Here is a 24,451-nt window from a genome sequence, read left to right as displayed (position 1 = left end):
TCAGGTGTCCGGCAGACGAGAGGTACGGCAGGGGGTGTGGACGGCCTCGCGGCGTGGTGGTGACCGTCCGTTGACCGGCCCGAAATGCACAAGCAACGATGCGGCTTCGGCCTTGTCCGTGAGGCTCCTCACGGGTTGGGCCCTACCCGTGGGTACGCTGCCACACTCCGCGGATGGGAGCCATGCCACCTGAGTCCTCGCCCGATCGCGACTTCGACGACATCGCTGCGGCGCTCGCCATGCAGGGTGCGAATCCTCTTGCGGGGCTGACTCCGCCGCAGGTCGCCAGCGCCATGTTTCGGTGGTCCCTCGCCTACAGTCGCCGACCCACGCTGGTCTTGTCGCAGGCTCTCCAGTGGGGAGCCGAGGAGACCAGGATCGTTGCGGGCGTGTCGCCGATTCGACCCGACGCGAAGGACGCCCGCTTCGCAGACCCCGCGTGGCAGCACGCCGCGTGGCGACGTCTGGCCCAGTCCTACGTACTGGCGGGTCGGATCATTCTGAGTTCGGTCGACGAGTTGGACCTCGATGCGAAGAGCGCGCTGCGTGCGCGGTTCGCACTCGGTCTGCTGATCGACGCATGTGCTCCCACCAATGCTCTCGCCGGGAATCCGGCCGCGCTGAAGAAGGCGCTGGCCACACGAGGTCGTTCCCTGTACGACGGCACGCGCCACTTCCTGTACGACGTGCGCAACAACCGGGGGATGCCCTCGCAGGTGGACAGCCGGCCGTACCGCGTGGGCGAGACGGTCGCAGTCACCAAGGGTGCGGTGGTCCATCGGACCGAGATGTTCGAGCTCATCCGGTATGCGCCCACGACCCCCAGGGTCCACAGTCTGCCGACCGTGGTGATCCCGCCTCAGGTCAACCGGTACTACTTCCTGGACCTCGCTCCCGGCCGCAGCTTCGTCGAGCACGCCGTGAGCACCGGGATCCAGACGTTCCTGATCTCCTGGCGCAACCCGGGGCCGGAGCAGCGGGACTGGTCGCTGGACGACTACGCCGGCGCCTGCGTCGAAGCGATGCAGGTCGCCGCCGAGCTGTGCGGCGTGGAGCAGGTCAACACCATCGGATTCTGCGCCGGCGGGATGACCCTGGCCGGTGTCCTGTCCCATCTCACCGCGACGCACGCCGACCTCATCAATGCGGCCACCCTGGCAGTCACGTTGCTGGACACCGATGTGAACAACTCGCTGAACATGTTCGTCAGCCGGCGAACGGTCGCGGCCGCGATCTCGAGGTCACGCCGCAAGGGCGTGCTGGACGGTCGGACTCTGGCGTCGGTGTTCGCGTGGCTGCGGCCCAACGACCTGGTCTGGAAGTACTGGGTCTCGAACTACCTGATGGGCAACAACCCGCCCGCCTTCGACATCCTGGCGTGGAACGCCGACTCGACCAACCTGCCGGCCACGCTGCACGCCGAGTTCCTGCACATGTGGGTGGACAACGTGCTGATGATCCCGGGCAGCTTCGAGATGCTCGGCACCCCGATCGACCTGACCCAGGTCAAGAACGACCTGTACGTCGTCGGCGCCCTGACCGACCACCTCGTCCCGTGGCAGTCGGCGTACGCCGCCGCTCGCGTGATGGCGGGTGACGTCCGGTTCGTGCTGTCGAACAGCGGCCACATCCAGGCCCTCGTCAACCCGCCGGGCAACCCCAAGGCGAGCTTCCTCACCAACGACGACAACCCCGACGACGTCGAGGCCTGGTACCGCTCGGCGTCGAGGAACACCGGGTCGTGGTGGGAGGACTGGACGCGATGGACCGCCGAGCGCTCCGGCGAGCCGCGGCCCCGGCCGCGCCGCCTCGGGAACCGCAGTCATCCCGTCCTGGAGAGCGCACCGGGAAGCTACGTCCATGGCTGACCTGGATGGACCGTCGATGATGGACGTGCCCCTGAGCGCATGGCTGCTGCTCGACAACGCCCGCCGTCATCACCATCGAACCGAGGTGGTGAGCCGGCTCGCTTCCGGCAAGACCCACCGCTACACCTACGCCGACCTCGCGACCCGTGCGCACCAGCTCATGGGTGCGCTCGACGTGCTCGGAGTCGACCCGGGCGAACGCGTGGCGACCTTGGCCTGGAACAGCTACCGGCACGTCGAGGCCTACTTCGGAGTCCCGTGCAGCGGTCGCGTCCTGCACACGCTCAACGTGCGCCTCAGCACCGACGAGCTGGCCTTCGTCATGAACGACGCCGACGACCGGGTCGTCCTGGTCGACCCGGACTTCCTGCCCGTGATCGCACAGGTGGCCCCGATGGTCCCCGGACTCAGGCACGTGGTCGTCCTCGACGACACAGCCGGCGATCTCGTGGCGGGTGCCCTCAGCTACGAGGACCTGATCGCGGACCGACCGGAGATCCACCCCCAGCCCCTGATCGACGAACGGGCACCCTGTGGGCTCTGCTACACGTCGGGAACCACGGGTCGGCCCAAGGGCGTGGTCGCCACGCATCGTTCCACCTACCTGCATGCGATGGGTGTCTCGTCGGGCGCAGGGATGTCGGTGGGACCCACCGACGTCGTGCTGCCCCAGGTCCCGATGTTCCACGCGAGCGCGTGGGGCCTCGTCCACGCCGCGGTGGGCGTCGGCGCGGGCCTGGTGCTCTACGGCGGCGGGCTCGAGCCCGAGCCGTTCGTCGACCTCCTCGAGGAGGAACGCGTCACGATCGCGGCCGGCGTACCCACCGTCTGGCTGGGCGTCGCCGAGGAGCTGGCGAACCGCACCAACCCGCTCCGATCCCTGCGTCACATCGTCTGCGGAGGAAGCCAGCCACCCCGGTCGCTGATCGATCGGTTCCAGCGCGACTTCGGGGTGCCGATCATTCAGGCGTGGGGCATGACCGAGACGTCTCCGCTGGCCTCGTTGGCGTGGCCGCAGCCAAGGATGCACGACTGGCCCGAAGAGGCGGTCCTCGACACGGCGCGCACCCGCGCCGGCCTGCCGATCCCGGGCATCGCGATCAGCATCCGGGACGCCGATGGCGACGAGGTTCCCTACGACGGCTCGACGATGGGCGCGCTCCACGTCCGAGGACCGTGGGTGGCATCCGGCTACCTCCATGGGCATGGCGCCGAGAGCTTCACCGACGACGGCTGGTTCGACACCGGCGACATCGCCGTCGGCCATCCCGACGGCTACTTCGTGATCGCTGACCGCACCAAGGACCTGATCAAGTCGGGCGGCGAGTGGATCTCCTCGGTCGACATGGAGGCCGCGCTGATGGCGATGCCCGAGGTCCTCGAGGCCGCGGTGATCGCCATCCCCGATGACCGCTGGCTCGAGCGACCCATGGCGTGCCTGGTCCTGCAGCCGGGTGCGCAGGTCACCCCGGAGCAGGTGCGCAGCCACCTCGAGGCCCATGGATTCGCGCGCTGGCAGCTGCCTGACCGCGTCGAGCTGATCACCGAGATCCCCAAGACCTCGGTCGGCAAGTTCGACAAGAAGGTGCTTCGGTCGCGGTTCTCCGCATGAGCCGGTCGGACGACGTCACCTCGTTCGTGCGGGTCGGCCCGACCCGGGTGAGGGTCCGCACGCATGGGAGCGGCCCGCCGCTGCTGATGATCATGGGTATCGGCGGCAACCTGGACATGTGGGACCCGCTCGTCCCCCACCTCCCCGGGCGCGAGCTCCTGATGTTCGACTTCCCCGGAACCGGCAACTCCGGCATCTCGTGGCTGCCCCCGACGATGGCCGGCAACGCCTGGTTCGTGAAGAAGCTGATCCGCGTGCTGGGCCACGCGCGGCTCGACGTCCTCGGCTACTCCTGGGGCGGCCTGCTTGCGCAGCACCTGGCCATCCAGCACCGCGGCAGCGTCGACCGCCTCGTCCTCGCGGCAACGACGTATGGACTGGGGGCCCGACCGCCGGGTCCGGTCGTGGCGTCCCGGATGCTCACGCCTCGGCGCTACTACTCCCGCCCGTACTTCAAGAAGATCGCCCCGCACATCTACGGGGGGCGGTATCGCGTCGACCCGGTCCTCGCCAACGAGGACGCACGGCGCCGGGTCGGACGGCCCCCCAGCCTGTACGGCTACATGACCCAACTGGCGGCCGTCACGGGCTACTCCACGCTCCCCGGACTGCCTTTGATCTGCGCGCCCACGCTGATCATCGCGGGCAACGACGACCCGATCGCCCCATCCGTGAACGCGAAGGTCATGGCGCGCCTCATTCGCCGATCCGAGCTGCACATTCTCGAGGGTGCCGGCCACATGATGCTCTTCGACAGCCCCGAGATCTCGGCGCCGCTGGTCAGCCGTTTCCTGGCCCGGGAACCCACCTCACACGCCTGACGCTGGAGATCGCCGTGAGCCAGTGTTTCGCGGTACGGCCCACTCCCAGGATCATCCGAGCACCAGGGTGCGACCCGCGGATTTCCGAACTTCGCGCACATGCAGCGTCCCTGATCGCGGCGGAGTGACGCAGCTGGGTGGCATCTGGATCGCACGCGACGCCTGCCCCGGTCGACGTGCTTGACCTGGGTCTTCGCAGCACCAAGTCTGAGGACATGACCAGTCATTCGGTCGATTCCCCCCGCCGGCTGCTCACGTTCGGCCGGGTGGACCGGGTTCAGGTGCAGGTTGGCTTCCGTGCCAGGCCCGACGACCGGCCGTACCAGCAGTTCCTGCTCGACCTGCCGACCTCGGAGGCGGACAGCGCCCGCGGGGGTGGTGCAATCGACGAGCAGCGGGTCCTCGCGGCACTGGAGCCGGTCCTCTATGCCGGCGCCGAGGCGCCGAAGCACTACTCGTTGCACCAACACCGTTGGCACACCAGCTGGGGCGCGAGTCCTGGTGTCCTGGGCATCGGACTCTTCGTGACCACCGGCGCCAGGACGACGGCGACCATCTCGGAAGCATCGCACGACAGCGTGACCCGCGCGTTCCGTGACCTGATGGAGGTGGCTGGTCGACCGCAGCCAACGCCGACCACGCGCGATGCCGCGATCCTGCAGGCACGACGCGCAGCCGCCATGGCCTATGCCATGGACCTGGAGGCGCTGTCGGTCAACGTCGAGGAGCACCGTCCGGCGGAGAACTCCTGGACCGTCGGACTGCGCGCCACCGCAATCGACCAGTACGTGGTCGTCGTCGGCTTCGTTGATGGGTATGCCGGATCGGTCCGGGTGCGACACGCACCGCAGATCGAGGTGTCTGACTCCGTCGGCTCCGAATGATTCGGACCTCGCGAGCTCCGGCGCGCCGGGCCGGCCAGAAGGGCTCTGGCGGCGGAGTGACGCAGGTGATGCGGGCATGGGATTGGCGGGGAACGGCCAACGGGCGTGCATGACGCCACGTCCAGGACTCCGCAGTGTTGAGCGCCTTCCACGGACAGCAACCGACGCGCTTGCTAGTGGGTGGGCGCGATGACCGCGAGGACTGTCGACGCGAACTCGTGTGGCGATTCGTACGCCGCGAAATGGGACGCACGTGGGACGACGAGGACCTCGTGGCCGTACGCCGACCGCAGGGCTTCGACCGACGCGTGCCGGATCGCCGGGGAACGTTCACCCACGGTCACCACGACGCGGCCCGGGGTCGCGGAGAGTGGTTCTGGCTCGAAGTGCCGGAACATCGCGAGCTCCCTCGCGGTGACGGCATCGTCGACGGGCTCTCCGAAGAGCTCTGGGGTCCACGCGTCGCCGTAGAGCGTCCGCGCGAATGCCGTGGTTCCGCCCTCCTCGAACGCCCTCACCATCGGGCCGAGCAGGCTCGGGGCGAGTCTGCCGACCGCCGGCTCGTGCAGGATCGCGCCGGCCAGCGGCACCGGCCCGGAGGCCAGCGCCAGCCCGATGGTCGCGCCGCCGCTCATGCCGACGACCCAGGCGCCCTCCACCTGGGGTGCGAGCCAAGCGAGCTCGCGGGCGAGGTCGCCCGTGCGCGGTCGCGTCACCGCGACGACGTCGTGGTCCGGCAACAGTGGAGCCAGCCGATCCCACACGCGGGCGCTGGTCGCCGCTCCGTGCACCAGGACGACGCGAACCATGGGCGGAACCCTAGACGTCCGTCCGCTCGGCGCAAGCGGCTGTGCGATCTCTTTAAACAGTTCGTAACCGCGTCCGGTGAGTCCTCGAAACATGCTGCATACACCGTCGTATACAGCGCCGGGTCCATGCGGTGCGGCTCTCGGGACTCGACGACAGAGAAGGGTGACGGGTGCGCACCAGGAGCCGGGCCGGGGCAGCCGAGAGCCTCCGCGAACGCGCCTACACCCAGATCCGCAAGATGGTCATGCTCGGCGAGTTCCAGACCGGGCAACGTCTCGCCGAGGAGCAGATCGCTGAGCAGCTGGAGGTCTCGCGGACGCCGGTGCGCGAGGCGTTCGTGCGGCTGCATGCCGATCGGCTGCTGAGCCGATTCTCCGACGGCGGCTACTTCGTCGCCGAGATCGACCTGATCGATCTCCGCGACCTGTACGAATTGCGCCTCGCGCTCGAGCTGCAGGGAATCAATCGGGCCCGGGAGTTCGGCATCGACCACGACCGCGCCGCGCTGCTCGCGCTCCGGAAGGAGTGGCAGGCGGTCCAGAAGTCGCCGCCGGAGCCGGACGGCTCCTTCATCGAGCTGGACGAGTCGTTCCACGTGGCCCTGCTGCGCGCGTCGGGCAACCTCGCGCTGGTCGAGGTGCTCGAGTCGGTGAACGTCCGGATCCGGCCGGTGCGCACCTACGACTTCCTCAGCGAGGACCGGATCGTGACCAGCACCGCCGAGCACCTCGGGATCGTCGAGGCGCTCCTCGACCACCAGATCCCGCTCGCCGCCGACCGGCTGCGCGAGCACATCGGCGCGTCGCTCGAGGTCGTCGAAGAACGCGCCGCCGAAGCCATGCGGCGGCGAGCCCTGCGCAGCCGCATCACCCGGGAGGTCTGACCCATGTCCATGAGAGACCCGCAACCGCTGCTCGAGGTGCTCGGCCTGACCAAGCACTTCGGTGAGGTCACGGCCAACAGCGAGGTCAGCCTCGAGGTACGGCCCGGAGAGGTGCACGCCCTCGTCGGCGAGAACGGCGCCGGCAAGAGCACGCTGCTGAAGATGATCTACGGCGTCTACCACCCGGACGCCGGGAACCTGATCTTCAGCGGCAAGGAGGCCGTGATCAACAGCCCGGCGGATGCCCGCAAGCTGGGCATCGGGATGGTCTTCCAGGACCTGCGTCTCGTCCCGGCCCTCACCGTGGTGGAGAACGTCGCCCTGGCTGTCCCCGAGGGCTTCGTGCTCCGGACCGCCCAGCTCGCCGACCGGATCGCCGAGGCCAGCGAACGGTTCGGCCTCGAGGTCAATCCGTGGGCCAGGGTCGGACAGCTCTCCATCGGTGAGCGACAGCGCGTGGAGATCCTGAAGGTGCTGATGACCGGCGCGAAGCTGGTCATCCTCGACGAGCCGACGAGCGTGCTGGCACCGCAAGAGGTGGAGGCCCTGTTCGGGGTCGTGGATCACCTGCGTGCCCAGGGCTTCGGCATCGTGATCGTGACCCACAAGCTCGACGAGGTCCGCGCGATCGCGGATCGTGCGACGGTCCTGCGCGGCGGAAGGACCATCCTCGAGAACGTCCGGCCCGGCGACTACACCGACGCCGAGCTGATCGAGGCGATGGTCGGGCGCAGCGTGGCGGACCTCGAACGACGGTCCTGGGGCGACGGTCGTGGACCAGCCGGACGCGCAGGGGCAACCGCGCCGGCGCTCGTCCTCTCCGGCGTGGACTGCATCGGCGACAAGGGCAACCTGGCGTTGGCAGGCATCGACCTGGTCGTCGCGACCGGCGAGCTCGTCGGTATCGCCGGCGTCGCCGGCAGTGGCCAGCGCGAGCTCTGCGAGGTCGCACTCGGGCTGCGCCGACCCTCGAGGGGGAGGGTCCGGGTCGACGGCACCGAGGTGCGCTCACCGAGCGATGCGATCGCCGCCGGATCCGCGAGCGTGCCCGAGGATCCGGTGGCCGACTCCGTCGTCGGCAGGCTCAACGTCGTCGAGCACATGGTCCTCAACGGCCGGCCGTTGCCGTCCAGGCGTCTGGGCATCGACTGGCGCTGGGTGCACCGCCGGACCGTCGCCGACAACGAGCGCCTGGGCCTGCGGATCGCGCCGTCGCACCGCAAGGTCAGTGAGCTGTCAGGCGGCAACATCCAGCGGGTCGTGCTGACCCGGGAGCTCGCTCTGGACGCCAAGCTCCTGGTCGCGGCGTACCCCAGCCGCGGCCTCGACATCGCCAACGTGCGCCGTACCCAGGAGCTGCTCCTGGAGCGCCGCGACGCCGGCGCCGGAGTGCTGATGGTGTCCGAGGACCTGGACGAGCTCATGAGCATGTGCGACCGCATCCTGGTGATGCACCAGGGCCGGATCTCCGGGGAGATCAGCGTCGCCGACTTCGACCGCCAGCACATCGGTCGCCTGATGATCGGAGGGGCGGCATGACCGCGATCACCTCGGCCGACCTGACCGGCAGCAACCCGGCCCCGGTCGCCGTCCGGCTGCTCAAGCTCCTCCCCGGGCTGGGACGCTGGGTCCTCGCGATCGCCGCGGCGCTGGCAATCTTCAGCGTCCTGCTGGCGGTCAAGAACGTGAACCCGGTCGACGCCTACAGCAAGATGATCGACTCGACGTTCAACCGGCCACGGTCGGTGCAGGAGATCTTCGTCCAGATGACGCCGCTCGTCCTCGGGGCGCTCGCGGTCGCGGTCCCGGCCCGAGCCGGGCTGACCAATGTCGGCGGAGAAGGTCAGATCATCATCGGTGCCGTCGCCGCCTGCGGCACGTCCCTGATGCTCGGGGACAGCGCCCCCGGCGGCCTGATCATCGCGGCGATGCTGGTCGCCAGCATGGTCGCAGGGGCACTGTGGGCCGGCCTGGCGGCCGCCCTGAGACTCGTCGCCGGTGTCAACGAGGCGATCAGCACGCTGCTGCTCAACTTCATCGCGCTCGACGTGCTGCTGTACCTGATCTACCAGCCGTGGCGGGACAACCCGGTCGGACAGCCGACGACCAAGGAGCTGGTGGACACCGCCAAGCTGCCGGTGGTGGCCGCCGGCAACAAGGTGCACATCGGGTTGTTCATCGCGCTGGGGCTGGTGGTCGCCGTCCACCTGTTGCTCAACCGGACCCGGTGGGGCTTCCGGATCTCGGTGGCGGGCGGCAACGCCGAGGCCGCTCGCCGCGCCGGCCTGAACGTCGGCGTGCTGGTGATCTCGGCCCTCATGATCGGCGGCGCCCTGGCCGGACTGGCCGGGATGATCCACTTCGCCGGCGTCGAGTACAAGCTGCGACCCGGGTTCGGCAACCAGCTCGGCTACACGTCGTTCCTGGCGTGCTGGCTGGCCAGGCACCAGCCGTTCCCGATCGTGGTCGCCGCGCTCGTCTTCGCCACCCTCTCGGTCGCGGGCGACAGCCTCCAGCTGGACTCCGGCTTGCCCGGCTCCTCGGTGAACGTGCTGACTGCCCTGATCCTCCTCGCTGTCCTCGGCTTCACCACCAAGCGGAAGGTGTCGCGGTCATGAGCCTGGTCGTGGATGTGATGGGCGGCGGCGTGGCCGGCGGGACGTCGATCATGTTCGCCGCGCTCGGCGAGACCGTCGGCGAGCGCAGCGGCGTGATCAACCTGGGCACCGAGGGCTCGATGCTCGTCGGTGCGCTGACGGCGTACGCGGTCGCCACGGACAGCGGCAACCCCTGGATGGGCGCCCTGGCGGGCGCGGTCGCGGGCGGCACGCTCGCAGCGTTGCACGCGTACCTGGTGGTGTTCCGCGGCGCCAGCCAGTTCGCCGTCGGTCTGAGCCTGCTCTTCCTGGCGCTCGGACTGACCTCGCTGTTCGGCGCCGCCTACGTCGGCCGACCCGTGGTCGGGTTCAGCGACTGGCACGTCCCGCTGCTCAGCGACGTCCCGGCACTCGGGCCGATCTTCTTCCAGCACGACCCGCTTCTCTACCTCAGCTACCTTCTCGTGCCGGCGGTGTGGTTCGCGCTGTTCCGCACCCGGCTGGGACTGCTGGTGCGTACGGCGGGCGAGCGGGCCGACTCGCTGACCGTGCATGGGTACAGCGTGAGCTGGACCCGGTTCGGTGCCGTGACCTTCGGCGGCATGCTCGCCGGCCTCGGCGGCGCGCACCTCTCGATCGCCTACGCGAATGCGTGGTTCGAGAACATGGTCTCCGGCCGCGGCTTCATCGCGGTGGCCCTGGTGATCTTCGCGGTGTGGAGCCCGTGGCGGGTGATGGGCGGCGCCTACCTGTTCGGGATGGCGATCGCGCTCGGGCCCGCCCTGCAGGCCCGTGGCTACGAATGGAACCAGTTCGCCCTGGACGCCATCCCGTTCGTGATGACTCTCGCCGTCCTGGCCGTTCTCGGGCGCCGGACGCTGTCGAGCTCACCGGCGGAACTGAAACGAGTCTTCGAGAACGCCCCGACGTAGCGGCCTACTCGAAGGGGCAGCCGCCCCCGATCGACCCGAGCAGCACCCCGAAGACAAGCCACCGCGCCCCCGGAATCAGTTGGACCTGGAAGCCAAGGGCGCGGCGGTGAACACGAAAGGAACCTTCATGTCCGTCAGCAAATCTACCCTCCGGCTGGCCGCCGTGGCCTCGGCCGCGGCGCTCGCCCTCGCGGGCTGCGCCTCGGCGACGGAGTCCGTCGGCAGCACCGGCGACAGCGCCGCCCCCGGCAAGGGCACCAAGGCCGTCGGCTTCATCATGGTCGGCCCGAAGGACGACTTCGGCTACAACCAGGCCGTGTACGAAGGCAGCCAGGTGATCAAGAAGGAGTTCCCCGACCTCGACGTGCTGACCGCCGAGAACGTCCCCGAGGACGACACTGCGGCGACCACGATGGAGCAGATGATCGACAAGGGCGCGAAGCTGATCTTCGCGACCAGCTACGGTCACCTGGACGCCGCGATGAAGGTCGCCGCCGCGCACCCGGACGTCGTCGTCGTCCAGCAGGGCAACACGATCTCCGGGGCCGTCCCGAAGAACGCCGGCACCTACTTCGGCACGGTCTACGAGCCGATGTACCTCGCCGGCATCGCCGCCGGGGCCTCGACGAAGACGAACAAGCTCGGCTACGTGTACGCGTTCCCGATCCCGCAGACGATCGCGAACATCGACGCGTTCGAGCGCGGTGCGCAGTCGGTCAACCCGAAGGCCGAGACGATCACGGTGAGCACCTCGTCGTGGTGCGACCCCGGCAAGCAGCAGGCCGCCGCAGCCAGCCTCCTCTCCCAGCACGTCGACGTGCTCACCCAGCACCAGGACTGCACCGCCACGGTCATCCAGGCAGCCGAGAAGGCCGGCGCGATGACCGTCGGGTACCACGCGGACGCGTCGTCGCTGGCGCCGAAGGGCTGGCTCACCGGGGCGGTGTGGAACTGGGGTCCGCTGTACACCGACATCGTCAAGACGGTGCTGGCCGGTGACTTCGTCGGCAGCAAGTTCAATGCGAACTACCGGGTCGGCTACAAGACCGGCACCAACCCGTTCGTGCTCGCAGGGTTCGGCCCCGACGTCTCGGCGGACGCGAAGGCGAAGATCGACGCGGCCCAGAAGTGGCTCGGCACCGATGCCGGCTCACCGTTCGTCGGCCCGGTCGAGGACCAGTCCGGCAAGGTCGTGATCAAGGCCGGCACGGTGCCGACGTACGCGCAGAACGACGCCCTGAGCTTCTTCGTCAAGGGTGTCGTCGGGAAGCTCGCCAAGTAGACCCGGGCCCAGGAACAGAGATGAGCGGAACCGTCGCGAGCACCACGCCGTACTCCTGGCCGTACGACGGCCGGCTCGACCCGAGACGCCTCGCGCTGCTCGTGGTCCTGCCCGGACCCGAAGACGCGGAGTCGGTAGCCGACGGAGCCGGAGCCCCCGACTCGGTCCTTGGCCGGGTCGGGGTGCTCGCCGGAGCGATGTTCGACGTCGGGGGTGTGGTCGTCGAGGTGACGACCACACCCCCGCCCGGCCGGCGGCCCGAGCGCGTCCCGGCGCCCCGGCGGGCCGCGAACCTCGGTCTGCGCGGCCCCGCGCACCGGATCACCTCTGGGGGCGTCGACGGCTTCTTCTCCAGCCCTCTCGACGCCACCCTGCGGGCACTCGGTCGCGACCAGCTGGTGCTCTGCGGGCAATGGCTCGAGACCGGGGTGCACTCGACGATGCGGTCGGCGAACGACCGCGGGTACGAGTGCCTGCTCGCCCTGGACGCGTGCATCCCCTACGACCCGGACCTGGCACCGGCCGCCCGGTCCCAGATCGAGATGTCCGGCGGCATCTTCGGCGCCGTCGGCGACACCGCCGCGGTTCTCGCGGCGCTCGTGCCCTGAGCCCCCAGACCAGAACCTCCCCGAAAGGACACCCGCGTGACCACTTCCGCCTTCGGCCCCATCGACGCCGAGCCCTACGCCTGGCCCTACGACGGCGCCTTCGTCGCCGCCCGCACCGCGCTGGTCAACATCGACTGGCAGGTCGACTTCTGCGGTCCCGGCGGGTACGTCGACCAGATGGGCTACGACCTGTCGTTGACCCGCTCCGGACTGCCCGCCACCCAGCGGGTGCTCGCCGCCGCCCGCGAGGTCGGCATGTTCGTGGTCCACACCCGCGAAGGCCACCGCCCAGACCTGTCGGACTGCCCGCCCAACAAGCTGTGGCGCTCGGAGCAGATCGGTGCGGGCATCGGCTCGGACGGTCCGTGCGGCCGCATCCTGACCCGGGGCGAGCCCGGGTGGGAGATCGTTCCCGAGGTCGCGCCCATCGAAGGCGAGCTGGTGATCGACAAGCCGGGCAAGGGGTCGTTCTACGCCACCGACCTCGACCTGTTGCTGCGCACCCGCGGCATCACCCACCTGATCTTCACGGGCATCACCACCGACGTCTGCGTGCACACCACCATGCGCGACGCCAACGACCGCGGCTACGAGTGTCTGCTGCTCACCGACTGCACGGGTGCCACCGACCGCGGCAACTACGAGGCTGCGCTGAAGATGGTCACGATGCAAGGCGGCGTGTTCGGCGCGATCGCGGACTCTCACGCTCTGCTGGCTGCGCTCGCCGGTACCGACGCGGCATGACCTCATGCGCTCTCGCGCCGGAAGCCGGTGCCGTGCGCGCGATCGCGGCGGAGTCGGGGCACCTCCCTCGCCACCCCTACGGCAGCGACAGCTCCAGTACGCCGGGCCCGGCGGCGTCGGGTCGGGAGGCGACGCGGGAGACGCACAGACAGATCCGTGAGCCCGCCTCCTGCTGCGTGCTGCTGAGGAAGACGTCGCGGTGGTCGAGGCGTCCCTCGAGGGCGGCGACGTCGACGAGACAGAGGCCGCACTCGCCCTTCCGGCAGTCGTACATCAGGTCGGCGCCGGCAGCGGACAGCGCGTCGAGGATGGTCGTGTCGGTGCCGACGGTGGTCTCGAGGCCGAGCTGGGGGAGCCTCACGACAAAGGGCTCGGGGTCGAACCAGCCGCTGTTGCCGAAGGTCTCGTAGCGCAGGTTGGTGGGCGGCAGCTCGGCGGCGAGCCAGGCGCGGCGGACGGCGTCCATGAGGCGGATCGGCCCGCACATGTACAGCTCGGTGTCCGCGGCGACGTCGTCGGCGGCGATCGACGCGACGAGGGCGTCCACGTCGAGCGGGCTGCCCTCGTCGTCAATGAGCTGCGACAGCCGGTCGCCGTGGACGGCGGCGAGCTCGTCGGCGTACGCCATCACGTCGCGAGTTCGGGCGACGTACACCAGGCGGTAGTCGGCGCCCACGGACGCGAGCACGCGCGCCATCTTGACGAGCGCGGTGATCCCGATGCCGCCGGCGAGCAGCACGTAGCGAGGTGCGCCGATGCGTAACGGGAAGTTCTGCAGTGGCTGGGTGGTCGTGAGCTCGTCGCCCACCTCGAGGGTGTGCATGTACGCCGACCCGCCGCGCGACGCCGCCGCGAGCTGGACGCTGATCGTGAGCCGGCCGCCGTCGGCGTCGGACTCGACGATGGAGTACGACCGGGTGTCCCAGCCGCTGCCGATCGGCACGCGCACGTCGAGGTGCGTGCCGGGCGCGGCCCGCCGCGACGGCGGCCGCTCGAGGGTGATCCGGCGGACGCGCGCGGCCACGAGTCGCGACTCGACGACGCGCGCGGTGGCCCAGGTCGGACGTCCGGCGGTGCTCACGTGAGCGCTCCCTCGGCCTCGAGCATCCGGTCGAGGATGCGGCGTACCCACATGCCGCCGGCGTCGATGCTCAGGCTGTAGAACTCGTGGTCGGGGTTCGCGTCGATCGCCGCCTGCTGGGCGGTGAGCATCGCCTCGTCCTCGCCGAAGACGCCGTGGACGCCCTGGCGCAGCTGGGTGGTGATCAGCTGGCTGTCGAGCCGGTAGTTGCGCATGAACGCCCAGAAGTAGTGGCAGGTGCGATCCGTCTCGGGGGTGATCGTGTTCATCACGTAGCCGTTCACCCCTTCCGACCGGTCGCCGGACGGGGCGCCGGTGCCGGCCCGGGCGACGCCGACGTCGATGCAGATCGTCGACGGCGCGTAGTAGTGGATGATCTGCCACCGGTCGACGCGTCCGCTGAAGCCGGGGAACTTGTCGCGCATGTTCTTGAGCCAGAACGGCGGCGGCTCCACGTCGAGCATCCAGCGCTCGACGGTGACGCTGCCGTCGGCCTCGCGCCGGGTCTGGAACTCCGACTCGCTGAGCTCGGCCTGGCCGAGAGTGTTGCCGTGCACGAACTCCTCGTGGGTGAGGTCCATCAGGTTGTCGAGCACCAGCTGGTAGTTGCACTTCGCCTCGATGGTCAGCCCGTCACCGGCCCACGCGGGGTCGTCGAGCTGGGTCATCGGGGGAACGAGCGCCGGGTCCGCCAGGGTCGGGTCGCCGGGCCAGACCCAGACGTAGCGGTAGCGCTCGACGGTCGGGTACGACGGCACCATGGCGCTCGGGTTCACCGTCTCCTGGGCCGGCATCTGGGTGCAGCGACCGGCGGAGTCGAACCGCAGCCCGTGGTAGGGGCACTGGACCTCGTCGCGCCCGACCAGCTTGCCCATCGAGAGCGGGGCGAGGCGATGCCAACACGCATCGGCGAGCGCGACCGGGCGGCCGTCGGCGGTGCGGTAGAGCGCGAGCGGCTTGCCGGCCACGGTGCGGGCGAGCAGGCCCTTGGCGGTGATCTCGTGGTCCCACGCAGCGGCGTACCAGGCGTTCAGCGGGTGGGGGAAGATCTTGGCTCGCACCCGGTCCTCGGCACTGGTCGGCGGTGCGGGGCGTGGCGGCTGCAGCGTGGTCATGTCGGGCTCCGTTCGTCGGTGACCGCAGCATGCGATCGCCGATGTGACCGCGACTACGCCGTTTCCGCCTGGCGGAAGTCTGGCGTCGGCGCGCCGAGCGCCCGCGAGATCCCGCGGCTGGCCGCGCGCAGTGCGGGGATCAGCGACGCGGGGGAGACCGAGCCGTGCCGGACGACGAGGGAGAGTGCGGCGACCACGTCTCCGTGGGCGTCGCGGATCGGGCACGCGACCGACACCGCGTCGTCGGTGACCTGCCGGTCGCTCACGGCCACGCCGGTGCGGCGCACCTCTGCGAGCACCGCGCGGAGCTGGTCCGGGTCGCTGATCGTGTGGTCGGTCCAGGTGCGCAGCGGCCGGGACAGCACCTCCTGCAGGATCTCGTCCGGCGCATGCGCGAGCAGCACGAGCCCGACTCCGGTGGCGTGCAGCGCGAAGTGGTCACCGACGCGAGTCAGGACGGTGACCGAGCGGCGTCCGGTGAGCCGCTCGACGAACACCGCCTCGCACTGCTCGCGCACGGCGAGCTGGACGTTCTCGCCGGTGGCGACGAACAGGTCCTCCATGTACGGCAGCGCGACCTCGCGCAGCCCGAGACCGCGCGGTGCCAGGGACGCCACCCGCCACAGCCGCAGGCCGACCTGGATCCGCCCCGAGCGGGTGCGCTCGAGCGCGCCCCAGGCGACCAGGTCGGTGACGATCCGGTGCGTCGTGGTCAGCGGCAGCCCGCTCTCGCGGCTGATCTCCTGCAGCGTGCGGGTCGGGTGGTCGGGCGTGAACGTCGCCAGCACGTCGAGCGAGCGGTCGGTCAGCGACATGCCGTCCTCCTGTCAGCCCGCCAGCAGGGGGACGTCCAGCCGTGACCGGAGCTCCTCGACGGTGGTGCCGAAGGTGGCGGTCACGACCACTCCGTCCGGGGTGAGGTCGAAGGTGGCCACGTCGGTGTAGACGCGGCTGACGCAGCCGACGCCGGTCAGCGGGTAGGTGCACGAGGGCACCAGCTTGGCCCGGCCCTGCTTGTCGAAGAGCGTCATCATCACGAACACGTCCTTCGCCCCGATGGCGAGGTCCATCGCGCCGCCCACGGCGGGGATCGCGTCCGGCTCGCCGGTGTGCCAGTTGGCGAGGTCGCCGGTGCCGGACACCTGGAAGGCGCCGAGCACGCACACGTCGAGGTGGCCGCCGCGCATCATCGCGAACGAGTCGGCGTGGTGGAAGTACGCCGCGCCCGGGGTCTCGGTCACCGGCACCTTGCCGGCGTTGACCAGGTCGGGGTCGACCTCGTCCCCCTGGGCAGCCCGGCCCATGCCGAGCATGCCGTTCTCGGTGTGCAGCACGACGCCGCTGTCCGGCGCGAGGTGGTCGGCGACCGTGGTGGGCTGGCCGATGCCGAGGTTCACGTAGGACCCCGGCGGGATGTCGGCGGCGATCTGCTGAGCCAGCTCGGTGCGGGTCAGGGGCCCGCGGTCGGGCTGCTCGATCGTGGCGGTCGTCATCCGGCCGCTCCTTCCTCGGCGAGCTCGGTCGACGCCGGGCAGACCACCACGCGGTCGACGAAGATGCCGGGGGTGACCACGACCTCCGGGTCGATCGCGCCGGCGTCGACGAGGCGGTCGACCTGCACGACCGTCGTGGTCGCGGCAGTGGCCATCACCGGCCCGAAGTTGCGCGCGGTCTTGCGGTAGAGGAGGTTGCCGCGGGTGTCGGCGACGTGGGCCTTCACCAGGGCCAGGTCGCCCCGGATCGGGTACTCCAGGACGTAGTCGCGCCCGTCGATCGTCCGGGTCTCCTTGCCCTCGGCGAGCGGTGTGCCGACGCCGGTGGGGCAGAAGAAGGCGCCGATGCCGGCTCCGGCGGCGCGGATCCTCTCGGCGAGGTTGCCCTGCGGCACCACCTCGAGCTCGATCTTGCCGGCGCGGTAGAGCGCGTCGAAGACCCACGAGTCGCTCTGCCGCGGGAACGAGCACACGATCTTGCGCACCTGCCCGGCGGCGAGGAGGGCGGCGAGCCCGTGGTCGCCGTTGCCGGCGTTGTTGCTCACCACGGTCAGGTCGCGCGCCCCGGTGCGGATGAGGGCGTCGATCAGCTCCACCGGCTGGCCCGCCGTACCGAAGCCCCCGACGAGGACCGTGGCTCCGTCCGCGACGCCCTTGAGCGCGGCGTCCGGGTCAGATGCGATCTCGGTCATGCCGTGTTCTCCAGGACGACGGCCAGGCCCTGGCCGACCCCGATGCAGATCGCCGCGACGCCCCACCGGTGCCCGTCCTCGCGCAGCACCTTCGCCAGCGTGCCGAGGATGCGGCCTCCCGACGCGCCCAGGGGGTGTCCGATCGCGATCGCACCGCCGCGGGTGTTCACGATCTCCGGGTCGATGCCCCACGCGTCGACGCAGGCCAGCGACTGCACCGCGAACGCCTCGTTGAGCTCGACCGCGCCGACGTCGGCCCAGCCGATGCCGGCCCGCTTCAGGGCCAGGTTGGCCGCCTCGACCGGGGCGTAGCCGAACCGCTGCGGCTCCAGTGCCGATGCACCGCGACCGGCGATGCGCGCGACCGGGTCGCGGCCGAGCAGGTCGACAGCCTCGGGCGAGCCCAGGAGTACGGCGGACGCGCCGTCGTTGAGCGGGGAGGCGTTGCCGGCGGTGATCGTCCCGTCGGGACGGAACGACGGTTTAAGACCGGCCAGCGTCGCGGGGGTCGACTCGGCGCGGATGCCCTCGTCGCGGACCAGGTCCGTGCCCGGCACCGGGATCACCAGGTCGTCGTAGAACCCCGCCTCCCAGGCGGCGTGCGCGCGCTGGTGCGAGCGGGCCGCGAACTCGTCCTGCCGGTCTCGCGGGATGTCGAGCTCGCCGGCGAGCTGCTCGTTGGCCTCGCCGAGCGAGACCGTCCACTCCGCCGGCATCCTCGGGTTGACCAGGCGCCAGCCCAGGGTGGTGGAGACGGCGGTGACGTCGCGTGCCGGGAAGGCACGGTCGGGCTTGGGCAGCACCCAGGGTGCGCGGGTCATCGACTCGACACCACCGGCCACGACCACCGAGGCGTCGCCGCACTCGATGGCCCGCGACGCCACCATCGCGGCGTCCAGGCTCGAGCCGCAGAGCCGGTTGACCGTGCTGCCCGGCACCGTGACCGGGTAGCCGGCCAGCAGCAACGCCATCCGGGCGACGTTGCGGTTGTCCTCCCCGGCACCGTTGGCGTTGCCCAGCACGATCTCGTCCGGCACGAGTCCGGGCGTGCGCGTCGTCAGCGCCGACAGCGCGGTTGCGGCGAGGTCGTCCGGACGCACGTCGGCGAGGCCGCCGCCGAACCGGCCGAACGGCGTGCGGACCGCGTCGTACACGAAGGAGCTGCTCACCGGCCGTCCTCCTCGGTGGGGGTGGCGTCGAGCACCTGCTGGGCGATCCGGAACGCGGTGTTCGCGTCGGGCACCCCGCAGTAGATGGCGGTCTGCAACAACAGCTCCTTGATCTCGTCGTCGGTGAGGCCGTTGGTCTTCGCTGCACGCAGGTGCATGGCGAGCTCCTCGTGGTGGCCCCGGGCCACGAGGGCGGTGAGCGTGATCAGCGACCGGCTGCGGCGGTCGAGGCCCGGGCGGGTCCAGATGCTGCCCCAGGCGTACTCCGTGATCAGCTCCTGGAAGTCGCGGGTGAACGCGCTCGTGCCGGCTTCCGCCCGGTCGACGTGGGCGTCGCCGAGCACCTCGCGGCGCACCTTCGTGCCCGCGGCGCGCACGTCGTGCAGCGTGAGGGCGGTGCGCGCGTGCCCGCGCACCAGGGCGGCCACGTCGGCCGGTGCCTCGGCCGGCGCGAGGTGCGCCACGTCGGGCAGGACCACCGCCCGCCCCGCTTGTACGCCGGTCGCGATCGCGCCCGCCATCGTGGGGGTCGCGACGCCGTCGTGCTCGCCCGTGACGGCGAGCACCGGCGTGGTGATCTCGTGCAGCCGCGCACGTGCGTCGAAGCCGGCGAGCGCCTCGCAGGCCCGCGCGTAGCCGAACCGGTCCGCGTCCTGGAGCGAGTGCAGGAGGCGTGCTGCCACCGCCGGCTCCCGCTCGATGAAGCCCGGCGCGAACCACCGCTGGCTCGACCCGGCGACCATCACCGGCGTGCCGGAGCTGCGGACGAGCTCGGCACGCTCGGTCCACCCCTCGGCCTCTCCGATCTTCGCCCCCGTCGAGATCAGCACCGCGCTGCCGACCCGGCCCGGCGCGTCGAGCAGGAGCTGGAGGCCGACGGCACCACCGAGGGAGTCGCCCGCGTAGGCGAACGTGCCTGCGGGCTCGCCCCGCTCGGCCAGGGTCTTGTCCCCGAGGCCGAGGACGGCCGCGGCGAGCTCGGCCATGGTGAACGGCTCGTCCGTCGTCGGGCTGGCCCCGTGACCGGGCAGGTCCCAGCCGACGACGTGGAAGTCGTCGGCCAGGAGCTGTGCTGCGTCCGACCAGAGCGCGCTGACGGAGGTCCCGAGCGAGGGACCGCACAGCAGGAGCGGAAGGTCGGTGCGACCCGCGAGCTGGGTGCCGACGACGGTGGGCACGGTCATCGGGTTCCTCCGTGGTAGCGGGCGAGCACGGCGTCGACGAGCTGCTCGCTCGCGCCGAGGTAGTCGGCAAGTCGCTCGGCAGGTCCGTCGGCGGCCTGCGCCGCGATCGAGGCCTGCTCGGCGAGCAGGCTGCTCGCGGCCGCCTGGGCGTTCGCAGCCATCCGGTCGCGGTCGACGCGCAGGCCCTCGAGGAGCTCGGTGGTCTGCGAGGCGGCGACGACCGCGCGGCGGGCCAGGGTCGACAGCGCCGACCACTCGACGTGCCACCCGCCGTCGGCACGCTCGTCGACCGACTCGGCCGCGGCGAGGTGCAGCTGCGCGGCGAGCGCGGGCGCGGCGAGTGCGGCCCGGCGTACGAGCACGGAGAGGATCGGGTTGGCCTTGTGCGGCATCGTCGACGAGCCGCCGCGGCCGGCCGCCTCGGCGACCTCGCCGATCTCCGGCCGGGCGAGGACCAGCACGTCGTTGGCGATCCGGCCGTACGCGTCGGTGGTCGCGACGAGCGCATCGGCCAGCCGGGTGACCGGGCTCCGGTTGGTGTGCCAGGGGAGTGCGTCGTCGAGGCCGAGCGCGGCGGCGGCCTCGGACGTGACCGAGCGGGCGGCCTTCGCCGGCTCCGCCACGTCACCGAGCCGGGCGAGCTCGACCGTTGCCGCGAGGGTGCCGACTGCGCCACCGAGCTGCGCCGGAAGCCGTACGCCGGCCAGCTGCTCGCGCGCGTCGAGCAGGCCCTCGAGCCAGCGCGCGACCTTCAGGCCGAACGTGATCGGGACAGCGTGCTGGGTCAGGGTGCGGCCGGCCATCACGGTGCCGCGGTGCAGGTCGGCCAGGTGGGCCAGGCGCTCCGCCTGCTGGTCGCACTCGGCGAGCACGCTGCCCACTGCGTCGCGCGCACAGAGCATCAGCGCGGTGTCGACCACGTCCTGGCTGGTGAGGCCGCGGTGGATCCAGGACGCGGCCTCGGCGTCGCCGCCCCGTGTCCGCAGGAGGTCGACGAGTGCGATCACCGGGTTGCCACCGGACTCCGCGGCCGCGCTGATCCCCGCGAGGTCGGCCGGACCGACCACGGTGTCGAGGTCCGCGCGCGCCCGGGTCGGCGCGATGCCGGCCGTGACCAGCGCGCCGAGCCACGCGGACTCGACGCGCACCATCGCGGCCAGGAACGCGCCCTGGCCGAACAGCTCTCCGGCGCGCTCGTCGCCGGGCCAGAAGAGGTCAGCCATCGTGCCCCGGATAGGAGAGGAAGACGGTCTCGCCCTCGCCCTGCAGGCGGATGTCGAACACCAGCCCGGTGGCGTCGCGGCGTGCGACCAGGGACCCCCGCCGGTCGGCCGGCACCGAGGCCAGCAGCCGGTCGCTCTCGAGCAGCGGGTGGTCGGGGACGTAGGCGCGGGTGAACAGCCGGTTCAGCAGGCCCCGCGCGAAGACGGTGATCGCGAAGAACGGCGCGGCACCCTCGGTCGGTCCCGGCACGACGGTGGTGAACGAGTACTCCCCGGTCCGGTCGACCGAGGTGCGGCCCCACCCGGTGAAGGTGAAGCCGTCGCGCTGCAGCGAGCCGGGCTCGCGGGAGATCCGCCCCTGCTCGTCGGCCTGCCAGACCTCGATCAACGCGTCGGGCACGGGATCGCCCCTGCCGTCGCGCACGGTGCCGCGGAGCCGGATCGCGTCGGGCCTCCCCGGCGGGACCAGCTCGTTGCCGCCGGCGTACGGGAGGGCGAAGCCGTAGAACGGCCCGACGGTCTGCCCGGGAGTCGGCGGGAGGGTGGGGGACTGGGTCATGCCGTGGTCTCCGGTTCCATCCAGGTGCGTTGCGAGCCGGTCAGCACGACGTCCCACCGGTAGCCGGTGCTCCACTCGTGCTCGGTGACGTCGTGGTCGTACGCCGCGACCAGCCGCTCGCGGGCGCGCGGGTCGACGATCGACTGGTAGATCGGGTCGAGGGCGAAGAGCGGGTCACCCGGGAAGTACATCTGGGTGATCATCCGCTGGGTGAAGTCGGTGCCGAACAGCGAGAAGTGGATGTGCGCGGGCCGCCAGGCGTTGAAGTGGTTCCGCCAGGGATAGGGGCCGGGCTTGATCGTGGTGAACCGGTAGGTGCCGTCGGCGTCGGTGAGGCAGCGGCCGACGCCCGTGAAGTTGGGGTCGATCGGCGCGGGGTGCTGGTCGCGCTTGTGGATGTAGCGCCCCGCCGCGTTGGCCTGCCAGATCTCCACGAGCTGGTGCGCCACCGGCCGGCCGTCGCCGTCGAGGACCCGCCCGGTGACGATGATCCGCTCGCCCACCGGCTCGCCGCGGTGCGCGATGGTCAGGTCGGCCTCGAGAGCGTCCACGTCCTGGTGCCCGAAGACGGGCGCGAACAGCTCGACGGTCTCGGGGTCCGCGTGGTGCGGGTCCTTCGTGGGGTGGCGCAGGATGCTGCTGCGGTAAGGGGGGTAGTCCAGGCGCGGCATCGTCTCCGGCACGGTCGCCGTGGCGGCGTACTCGGCCGAGATCGCGTCGATCTCCCCGGTGATCTCCTGCTGCGAGGCGGCGGCGGCGTCGGAGCTCGTCTCCGGACTCGCCTGCGCCGGGGTCAGGGTGCTGGTCATGGGCTGGACGGTAGAGGGACGAGAGTCGACGAGCGACGCTACGCTTCCACTCAGCGGAAGGAGGGCGATGGCAGGCAACACCTCGGCGCCGGGCGCGAGCGTGACTTCGCGGGTGCTCGCGATCCTCGGCTCCTTCGACGCCGAGCACCGCTCCCTGACGCTCAGCGAGCTCGCCCGGCGCTCCGGCCTCCCGCTGCCGACCGTGCACCGGCTCGCCGCCGAGCTGGTGTCCGGGGGCGCCCTGGTGCGCCGAGGGTCGGGCGAGTACGTCGTCGGCCGCCGGATGTGGGACCTCGGGTTGCTCGCGCCGGTGCAGGCCGACCTGCGTCAGGTCGCCTCGCCGTTCCTGCACGACATCTACGCGGCCACCCTGGCCACGGTGCACCTGGGGGTCAGGGACGGCGCCGAGGTGCTGTACGTCGACCGCCTCTCCGGCCACGCCTCGGTGCCGGTCGTCAGCCAGATCGGCTCCCGGCTGCCGCTGCACGCGACCGGCGTCGGCAAGGTGCTGCTGGCCTACGCGCCGGACGCCGTGCGCGAGCAGGTGCTCGGCAACCTCACCCGGTTCACGTCGTACACGATCACCCAGCCCGGCCGGCTCGTCGCCGAGCTGCGCCAGGTCCAGCGCCTGGGCTACGCGCAGACCCACGAGGAGATGAGCCTCGGCGCGTGCTCGGTCGCGGTCCCGATCAGGTCCGCGGACGGCCGCGTCGTCGCAGCGCTCGGCATCGTGGTCGCGAGCCTCAGGCGCGACCGCCCCCGGTTGATCGCTGCCCTGCAGGTCGCGGCCCAGGGCATCGGCCGCAGCCTCTCCGCCGAGAGACGTTGACCGACCTTCCACTCAGTGGAAGGACCGGCTCGATCGGCGAGCAGTCATCCGCTGCACTTTCGCCATGCCCGAACCCGTTCTGACCCGGACCACCGTCGGCATCGTCGGTGGCGGTCCCGCCGGCCTGATGCTCTCCCACCTCCTGCACCGTGCCGGTGTCGACTCCGTCGTCGTGGACAACCGCACCCGCCACGAGATCGAGCAGACCGTGCGTGCCGGGATCCTGGAGCACGACAGCGTCCGGCTCCTCGTCGACAGCGGGGTGTCCGACCGAGCGCTGCGGGAGGGGCACGAGCACCGCGGCATCGACCTCGCGTTCGGCGGCAGCGGTCACCGCATCGACTTCCCCTCTCTCGCCGGAGCCTCGGTCTGGCTCTACCCGCAGACCGACGTCTTCATCGACCTCGCCGCGGCGCGGGAGCGCGACGGCGGTGACGTCCGGTTCGGGATCAGCGACACCCGGGTCGTCGACGTCACGTCGGACCGGCCGGGGATCCTGTTCACCGATGCCGACGGCGTCGCGCAGGAGGTGCGCTGCCACTACCTCGTCGGCGCGGACGGCTCGCGCAGCATCTGCCGGCAGCAGATCACCGACCGGCGCGACCACTTCCGCGAGTACCCGTTCGCCTGGTTCGGGATCCTGTGCGACGCGCCGCCGAGCGCTCCGGAGCTGATCTACAACCACTCCGACCGCGGGTTCGCCCTGATCAGCCAGCGCACCGACACCGTGCAACGGATGTACTTCCAGTGCGACCCCACCGAGGACGTCGCCGACTGGTCCGACGACCGGATCTGGGAGGAGCTCCAGGCGCGGGTCGGCGCGAACGGCTACACCCTCCAGGAGGGGCCGATCACCTCGAAGACCGTGCTGCCGTTCCGCAGCTACGTGTGCGAGCCGATGCGGCACGGCAACCTGCTCCTGGCCGGGGACGCCGCGCACACGGTCCCGCCGACGGGCGCGAAGGGGCTCAACCTCGCCCTCGCCGACGTCCGCCTGCTCGCCGAGCAGCTCGAGCTCGCGATCCGCAAGGACGACCCGACGGTGCTCGACGACTACACCGACCGGGCGTTGGCGCGGGTCTGGAAGTCGCAGCACTTCTCCTACTGGATGACCACGATGCTGCACTCCCTGCCGGACGCCAGCGCCTTCGACGCGCGTCGCCAGATCGGGGAGCTCGACTCGGTGGTGACGTCGCGAGCCGGGTCGGCGTACCTGGCCGAGGCGTACTGCGGCTGGCCGTCGGCGTAGCCGACAC

Annotated in this window: 24 protein-coding genes; 13 read left to right on the top strand and 11 right to left on the bottom strand. The window is 71.0% G+C overall.

Annotated features, from left to right (window positions below):
- Positions 1 to 173 precede the first annotated feature (173 nt).
- The 4 genes from EFL26_RS02815 (at position 174) to EFL26_RS02800 (ending at position 5,185) form a co-directional block, all read left to right on the top strand.
- On the top strand, positions 174 to 1,868 hold the full coding sequence (locus tag EFL26_RS02815) for a PHA/PHB synthase family protein (RefSeq protein ID WP_123221377.1): 1,695 nt from the start codon (positions 174 to 176) through the stop codon (positions 1,866 to 1,868).
- Positions 1,861 to 3,480, top strand: coding sequence for a long-chain fatty acid--CoA ligase (locus EFL26_RS02810; protein ID WP_221176812.1), 1,620 nt, complete (start codon positions 1,861 to 1,863; stop codon positions 3,478 to 3,480). The genes EFL26_RS02815 and EFL26_RS02810 overlap by 8 nt, the downstream gene beginning before the upstream one ends.
- Positions 3,477 to 4,301, top strand: a complete 825-nt coding sequence (locus EFL26_RS02805; RefSeq protein ID WP_123221376.1) for an alpha/beta fold hydrolase — start codon at positions 3,477 to 3,479, stop codon at positions 4,299 to 4,301. The genes EFL26_RS02810 and EFL26_RS02805 overlap by 4 nt, the downstream gene beginning before the upstream one ends.
- 215 nt (positions 4,302 to 4,516) lie before the next feature.
- Complete coding sequence (locus EFL26_RS02800) at positions 4,517 to 5,185, top strand: hypothetical protein (RefSeq protein WP_123221375.1); 669 nt, start codon at positions 4,517 to 4,519, stop codon at positions 5,183 to 5,185.
- A 173-nt stretch (positions 5,186 to 5,358) separates the two neighbouring features.
- Here EFL26_RS02800 and EFL26_RS02795 read toward each other — a convergent pair whose 3' ends face one another.
- Positions 5,359 to 5,994, bottom strand: coding sequence for an alpha/beta fold hydrolase (locus EFL26_RS02795; protein WP_123221374.1), 636 nt, complete (start codon positions 5,992 to 5,994; stop codon positions 5,359 to 5,361).
- Between the two features lie 170 nt (positions 5,995 to 6,164).
- Between EFL26_RS02795 and EFL26_RS02790 the strand changes: the two genes are divergently transcribed.
- From EFL26_RS02790 to biuH, 7 genes are all read left to right on the top strand, one after another.
- A complete protein-coding gene (locus EFL26_RS02790; RefSeq protein WP_221176811.1) occupies positions 6,165 to 6,878 on the top strand; it encodes a GntR family transcriptional regulator in 714 nt (237 codons plus the stop codon).
- 3 nt (positions 6,879 to 6,881) lie between these two features.
- Positions 6,882 to 8,417 carry an ABC transporter ATP-binding protein gene (locus tag EFL26_RS02785; RefSeq protein WP_123221373.1) on the top strand — a complete coding sequence of 512 codons (1,536 nt, stop codon included), beginning with the start codon at positions 6,882 to 6,884 and terminating at the stop codon, positions 8,415 to 8,417.
- Positions 8,414 to 9,496 (top strand): ABC transporter permease, encoded by a 1,083-nt coding sequence (locus tag EFL26_RS02780; RefSeq protein WP_123221372.1) that lies wholly within the window; start codon positions 8,414 to 8,416, stop codon positions 9,494 to 9,496. The genes EFL26_RS02785 and EFL26_RS02780 overlap by 4 nt, the downstream gene beginning before the upstream one ends.
- On the top strand, positions 9,493 to 10,407 hold the full coding sequence (locus EFL26_RS02775) for an ABC transporter permease (protein WP_123221371.1): 915 nt from the start codon (positions 9,493 to 9,495) through the stop codon (positions 10,405 to 10,407). Before EFL26_RS02780 ends, EFL26_RS02775 begins: the two co-directional genes overlap by 4 nt.
- Positions 10,408 to 10,534: 127 nt before the next feature.
- Positions 10,535 to 11,689 carry a BMP family ABC transporter substrate-binding protein gene (locus EFL26_RS02770; protein ID WP_123221370.1) on the top strand — a complete coding sequence of 385 codons (1,155 nt, stop codon included), beginning with the start codon at positions 10,535 to 10,537 and terminating at the stop codon, positions 11,687 to 11,689.
- A 20-nt stretch (positions 11,690 to 11,709) separates the two neighbouring features.
- Positions 11,710 to 12,297: an isochorismatase family protein gene (locus tag EFL26_RS02765; RefSeq protein WP_123221369.1), complete on the top strand. Its 588-nt coding sequence runs from the start codon at positions 11,710 to 11,712 to the stop codon at positions 12,295 to 12,297.
- Between the two features lie 36 nt (positions 12,298 to 12,333).
- Entirely contained in the window at positions 12,334 to 13,041 is a 708-nt protein-coding gene (gene biuH, locus EFL26_RS02760; RefSeq protein ID WP_123221368.1) for a biuret amidohydrolase, read from the top strand.
- Positions 13,042 to 13,117: 76 nt separating this feature from the next.
- On the opposite strand, the gene EFL26_RS02755 is transcribed toward biuH, so the two are convergent.
- The 10 genes from EFL26_RS02755 to pcaH are packed head-to-tail and all read right to left on the bottom strand — an operon-like array spanning position 13,118 to position 22,366.
- On the bottom strand, positions 13,118 to 14,122 hold the full coding sequence (locus EFL26_RS02755; RefSeq protein WP_123221367.1) for a PDR/VanB family oxidoreductase: 1,005 nt from the start codon (positions 14,120 to 14,122) through the stop codon (positions 13,118 to 13,120).
- Entirely contained in the window at positions 14,119 to 15,237 is a 1,119-nt protein-coding gene (locus EFL26_RS02750) for an aromatic ring-hydroxylating dioxygenase subunit alpha (protein WP_123221366.1), read from the bottom strand. Before EFL26_RS02750 ends, EFL26_RS02755 begins: the two co-directional genes overlap by 4 nt.
- Positions 15,238 to 15,290: 53 nt before the next feature.
- Positions 15,291 to 16,052 carry an IclR family transcriptional regulator gene (locus tag EFL26_RS02745; protein WP_123221365.1) on the bottom strand — a complete coding sequence of 254 codons (762 nt, stop codon included), beginning with the start codon at positions 16,050 to 16,052 and terminating at the stop codon, positions 15,291 to 15,293.
- A gap of 12 nt (positions 16,053 to 16,064) precedes the next feature.
- A complete protein-coding gene (locus EFL26_RS02740) occupies positions 16,065 to 16,730 on the bottom strand; it encodes a 3-oxoacid CoA-transferase subunit B (RefSeq protein ID WP_123221364.1) in 666 nt (221 codons plus the stop codon).
- Positions 16,727 to 17,422: a 3-oxoacid CoA-transferase subunit A gene (locus EFL26_RS02735; protein ID WP_123221363.1), complete on the bottom strand. Its 696-nt coding sequence runs from the start codon at positions 17,420 to 17,422 to the stop codon at positions 16,727 to 16,729. Before EFL26_RS02735 ends, EFL26_RS02740 begins: the two co-directional genes overlap by 4 nt.
- The gene (locus tag EFL26_RS02730; RefSeq protein ID WP_123221362.1) at positions 17,419 to 18,591 is read right to left on the bottom strand and encodes a thiolase family protein; all 1,173 of its coding nucleotides are present in this window, start codon (positions 18,589 to 18,591) and stop codon (positions 17,419 to 17,421) included. The genes EFL26_RS02735 and EFL26_RS02730 overlap by 4 nt, the downstream gene beginning before the upstream one ends.
- The gene (gene pcaDC, locus EFL26_RS02725) at positions 18,588 to 19,775 is read right to left on the bottom strand and encodes a bifunctional 3-oxoadipate enol-lactonase/4-carboxymuconolactone decarboxylase PcaDC (protein ID WP_123221361.1); all 1,188 of its coding nucleotides are present in this window, start codon (positions 19,773 to 19,775) and stop codon (positions 18,588 to 18,590) included. The genes EFL26_RS02730 and pcaDC overlap by 4 nt, the downstream gene beginning before the upstream one ends.
- Entirely contained in the window at positions 19,772 to 20,998 is a 1,227-nt protein-coding gene (locus EFL26_RS02720; protein WP_123221360.1) for a lyase family protein, read from the bottom strand. Before EFL26_RS02720 ends, pcaDC begins: the two co-directional genes overlap by 4 nt.
- Positions 20,991 to 21,557, bottom strand: coding sequence for a protocatechuate 3,4-dioxygenase subunit alpha (gene pcaG, locus EFL26_RS02715; protein WP_123221359.1), 567 nt, complete (start codon positions 21,555 to 21,557; stop codon positions 20,991 to 20,993). Before pcaG ends, EFL26_RS02720 begins: the two co-directional genes overlap by 8 nt.
- Entirely contained in the window at positions 21,554 to 22,366 is an 813-nt protein-coding gene (gene pcaH, locus EFL26_RS02710) for a protocatechuate 3,4-dioxygenase subunit beta (RefSeq protein ID WP_123221358.1), read from the bottom strand. Before pcaH ends, pcaG begins: the two co-directional genes overlap by 4 nt.
- A gap of 67 nt (positions 22,367 to 22,433) precedes the next feature.
- Here pcaH and EFL26_RS02705 point away from each other — a divergent pair, with 67 nt between their 5' ends.
- Together EFL26_RS02705 and EFL26_RS02700 are read left to right on the top strand one after the other, a co-directional pair.
- Complete coding sequence (locus EFL26_RS02705; RefSeq protein WP_123221357.1) at positions 22,434 to 23,195, top strand: IclR family transcriptional regulator; 762 nt, start codon at positions 22,434 to 22,436, stop codon at positions 23,193 to 23,195.
- 64 nt (positions 23,196 to 23,259) lie between these two features.
- The gene (locus EFL26_RS02700; protein WP_123221356.1) at positions 23,260 to 24,444 is read left to right on the top strand and encodes a 4-hydroxybenzoate 3-monooxygenase; all 1,185 of its coding nucleotides are present in this window, start codon (positions 23,260 to 23,262) and stop codon (positions 24,442 to 24,444) included.
- The last annotated feature ends 7 nt before the right edge of the window (positions 24,445 to 24,451 follow it).

This window comes from Nocardioides pocheonensis (assembly GCF_003725535.1).
Lineage (GTDB): Bacteria > Actinomycetota > Actinomycetes > Propionibacteriales > Nocardioidaceae > Marmoricola > Marmoricola pocheonensis.
Note: the sequence above shows the minus strand (reverse complement) of the source record. Positions and strands in the feature narration are given on the sequence as shown.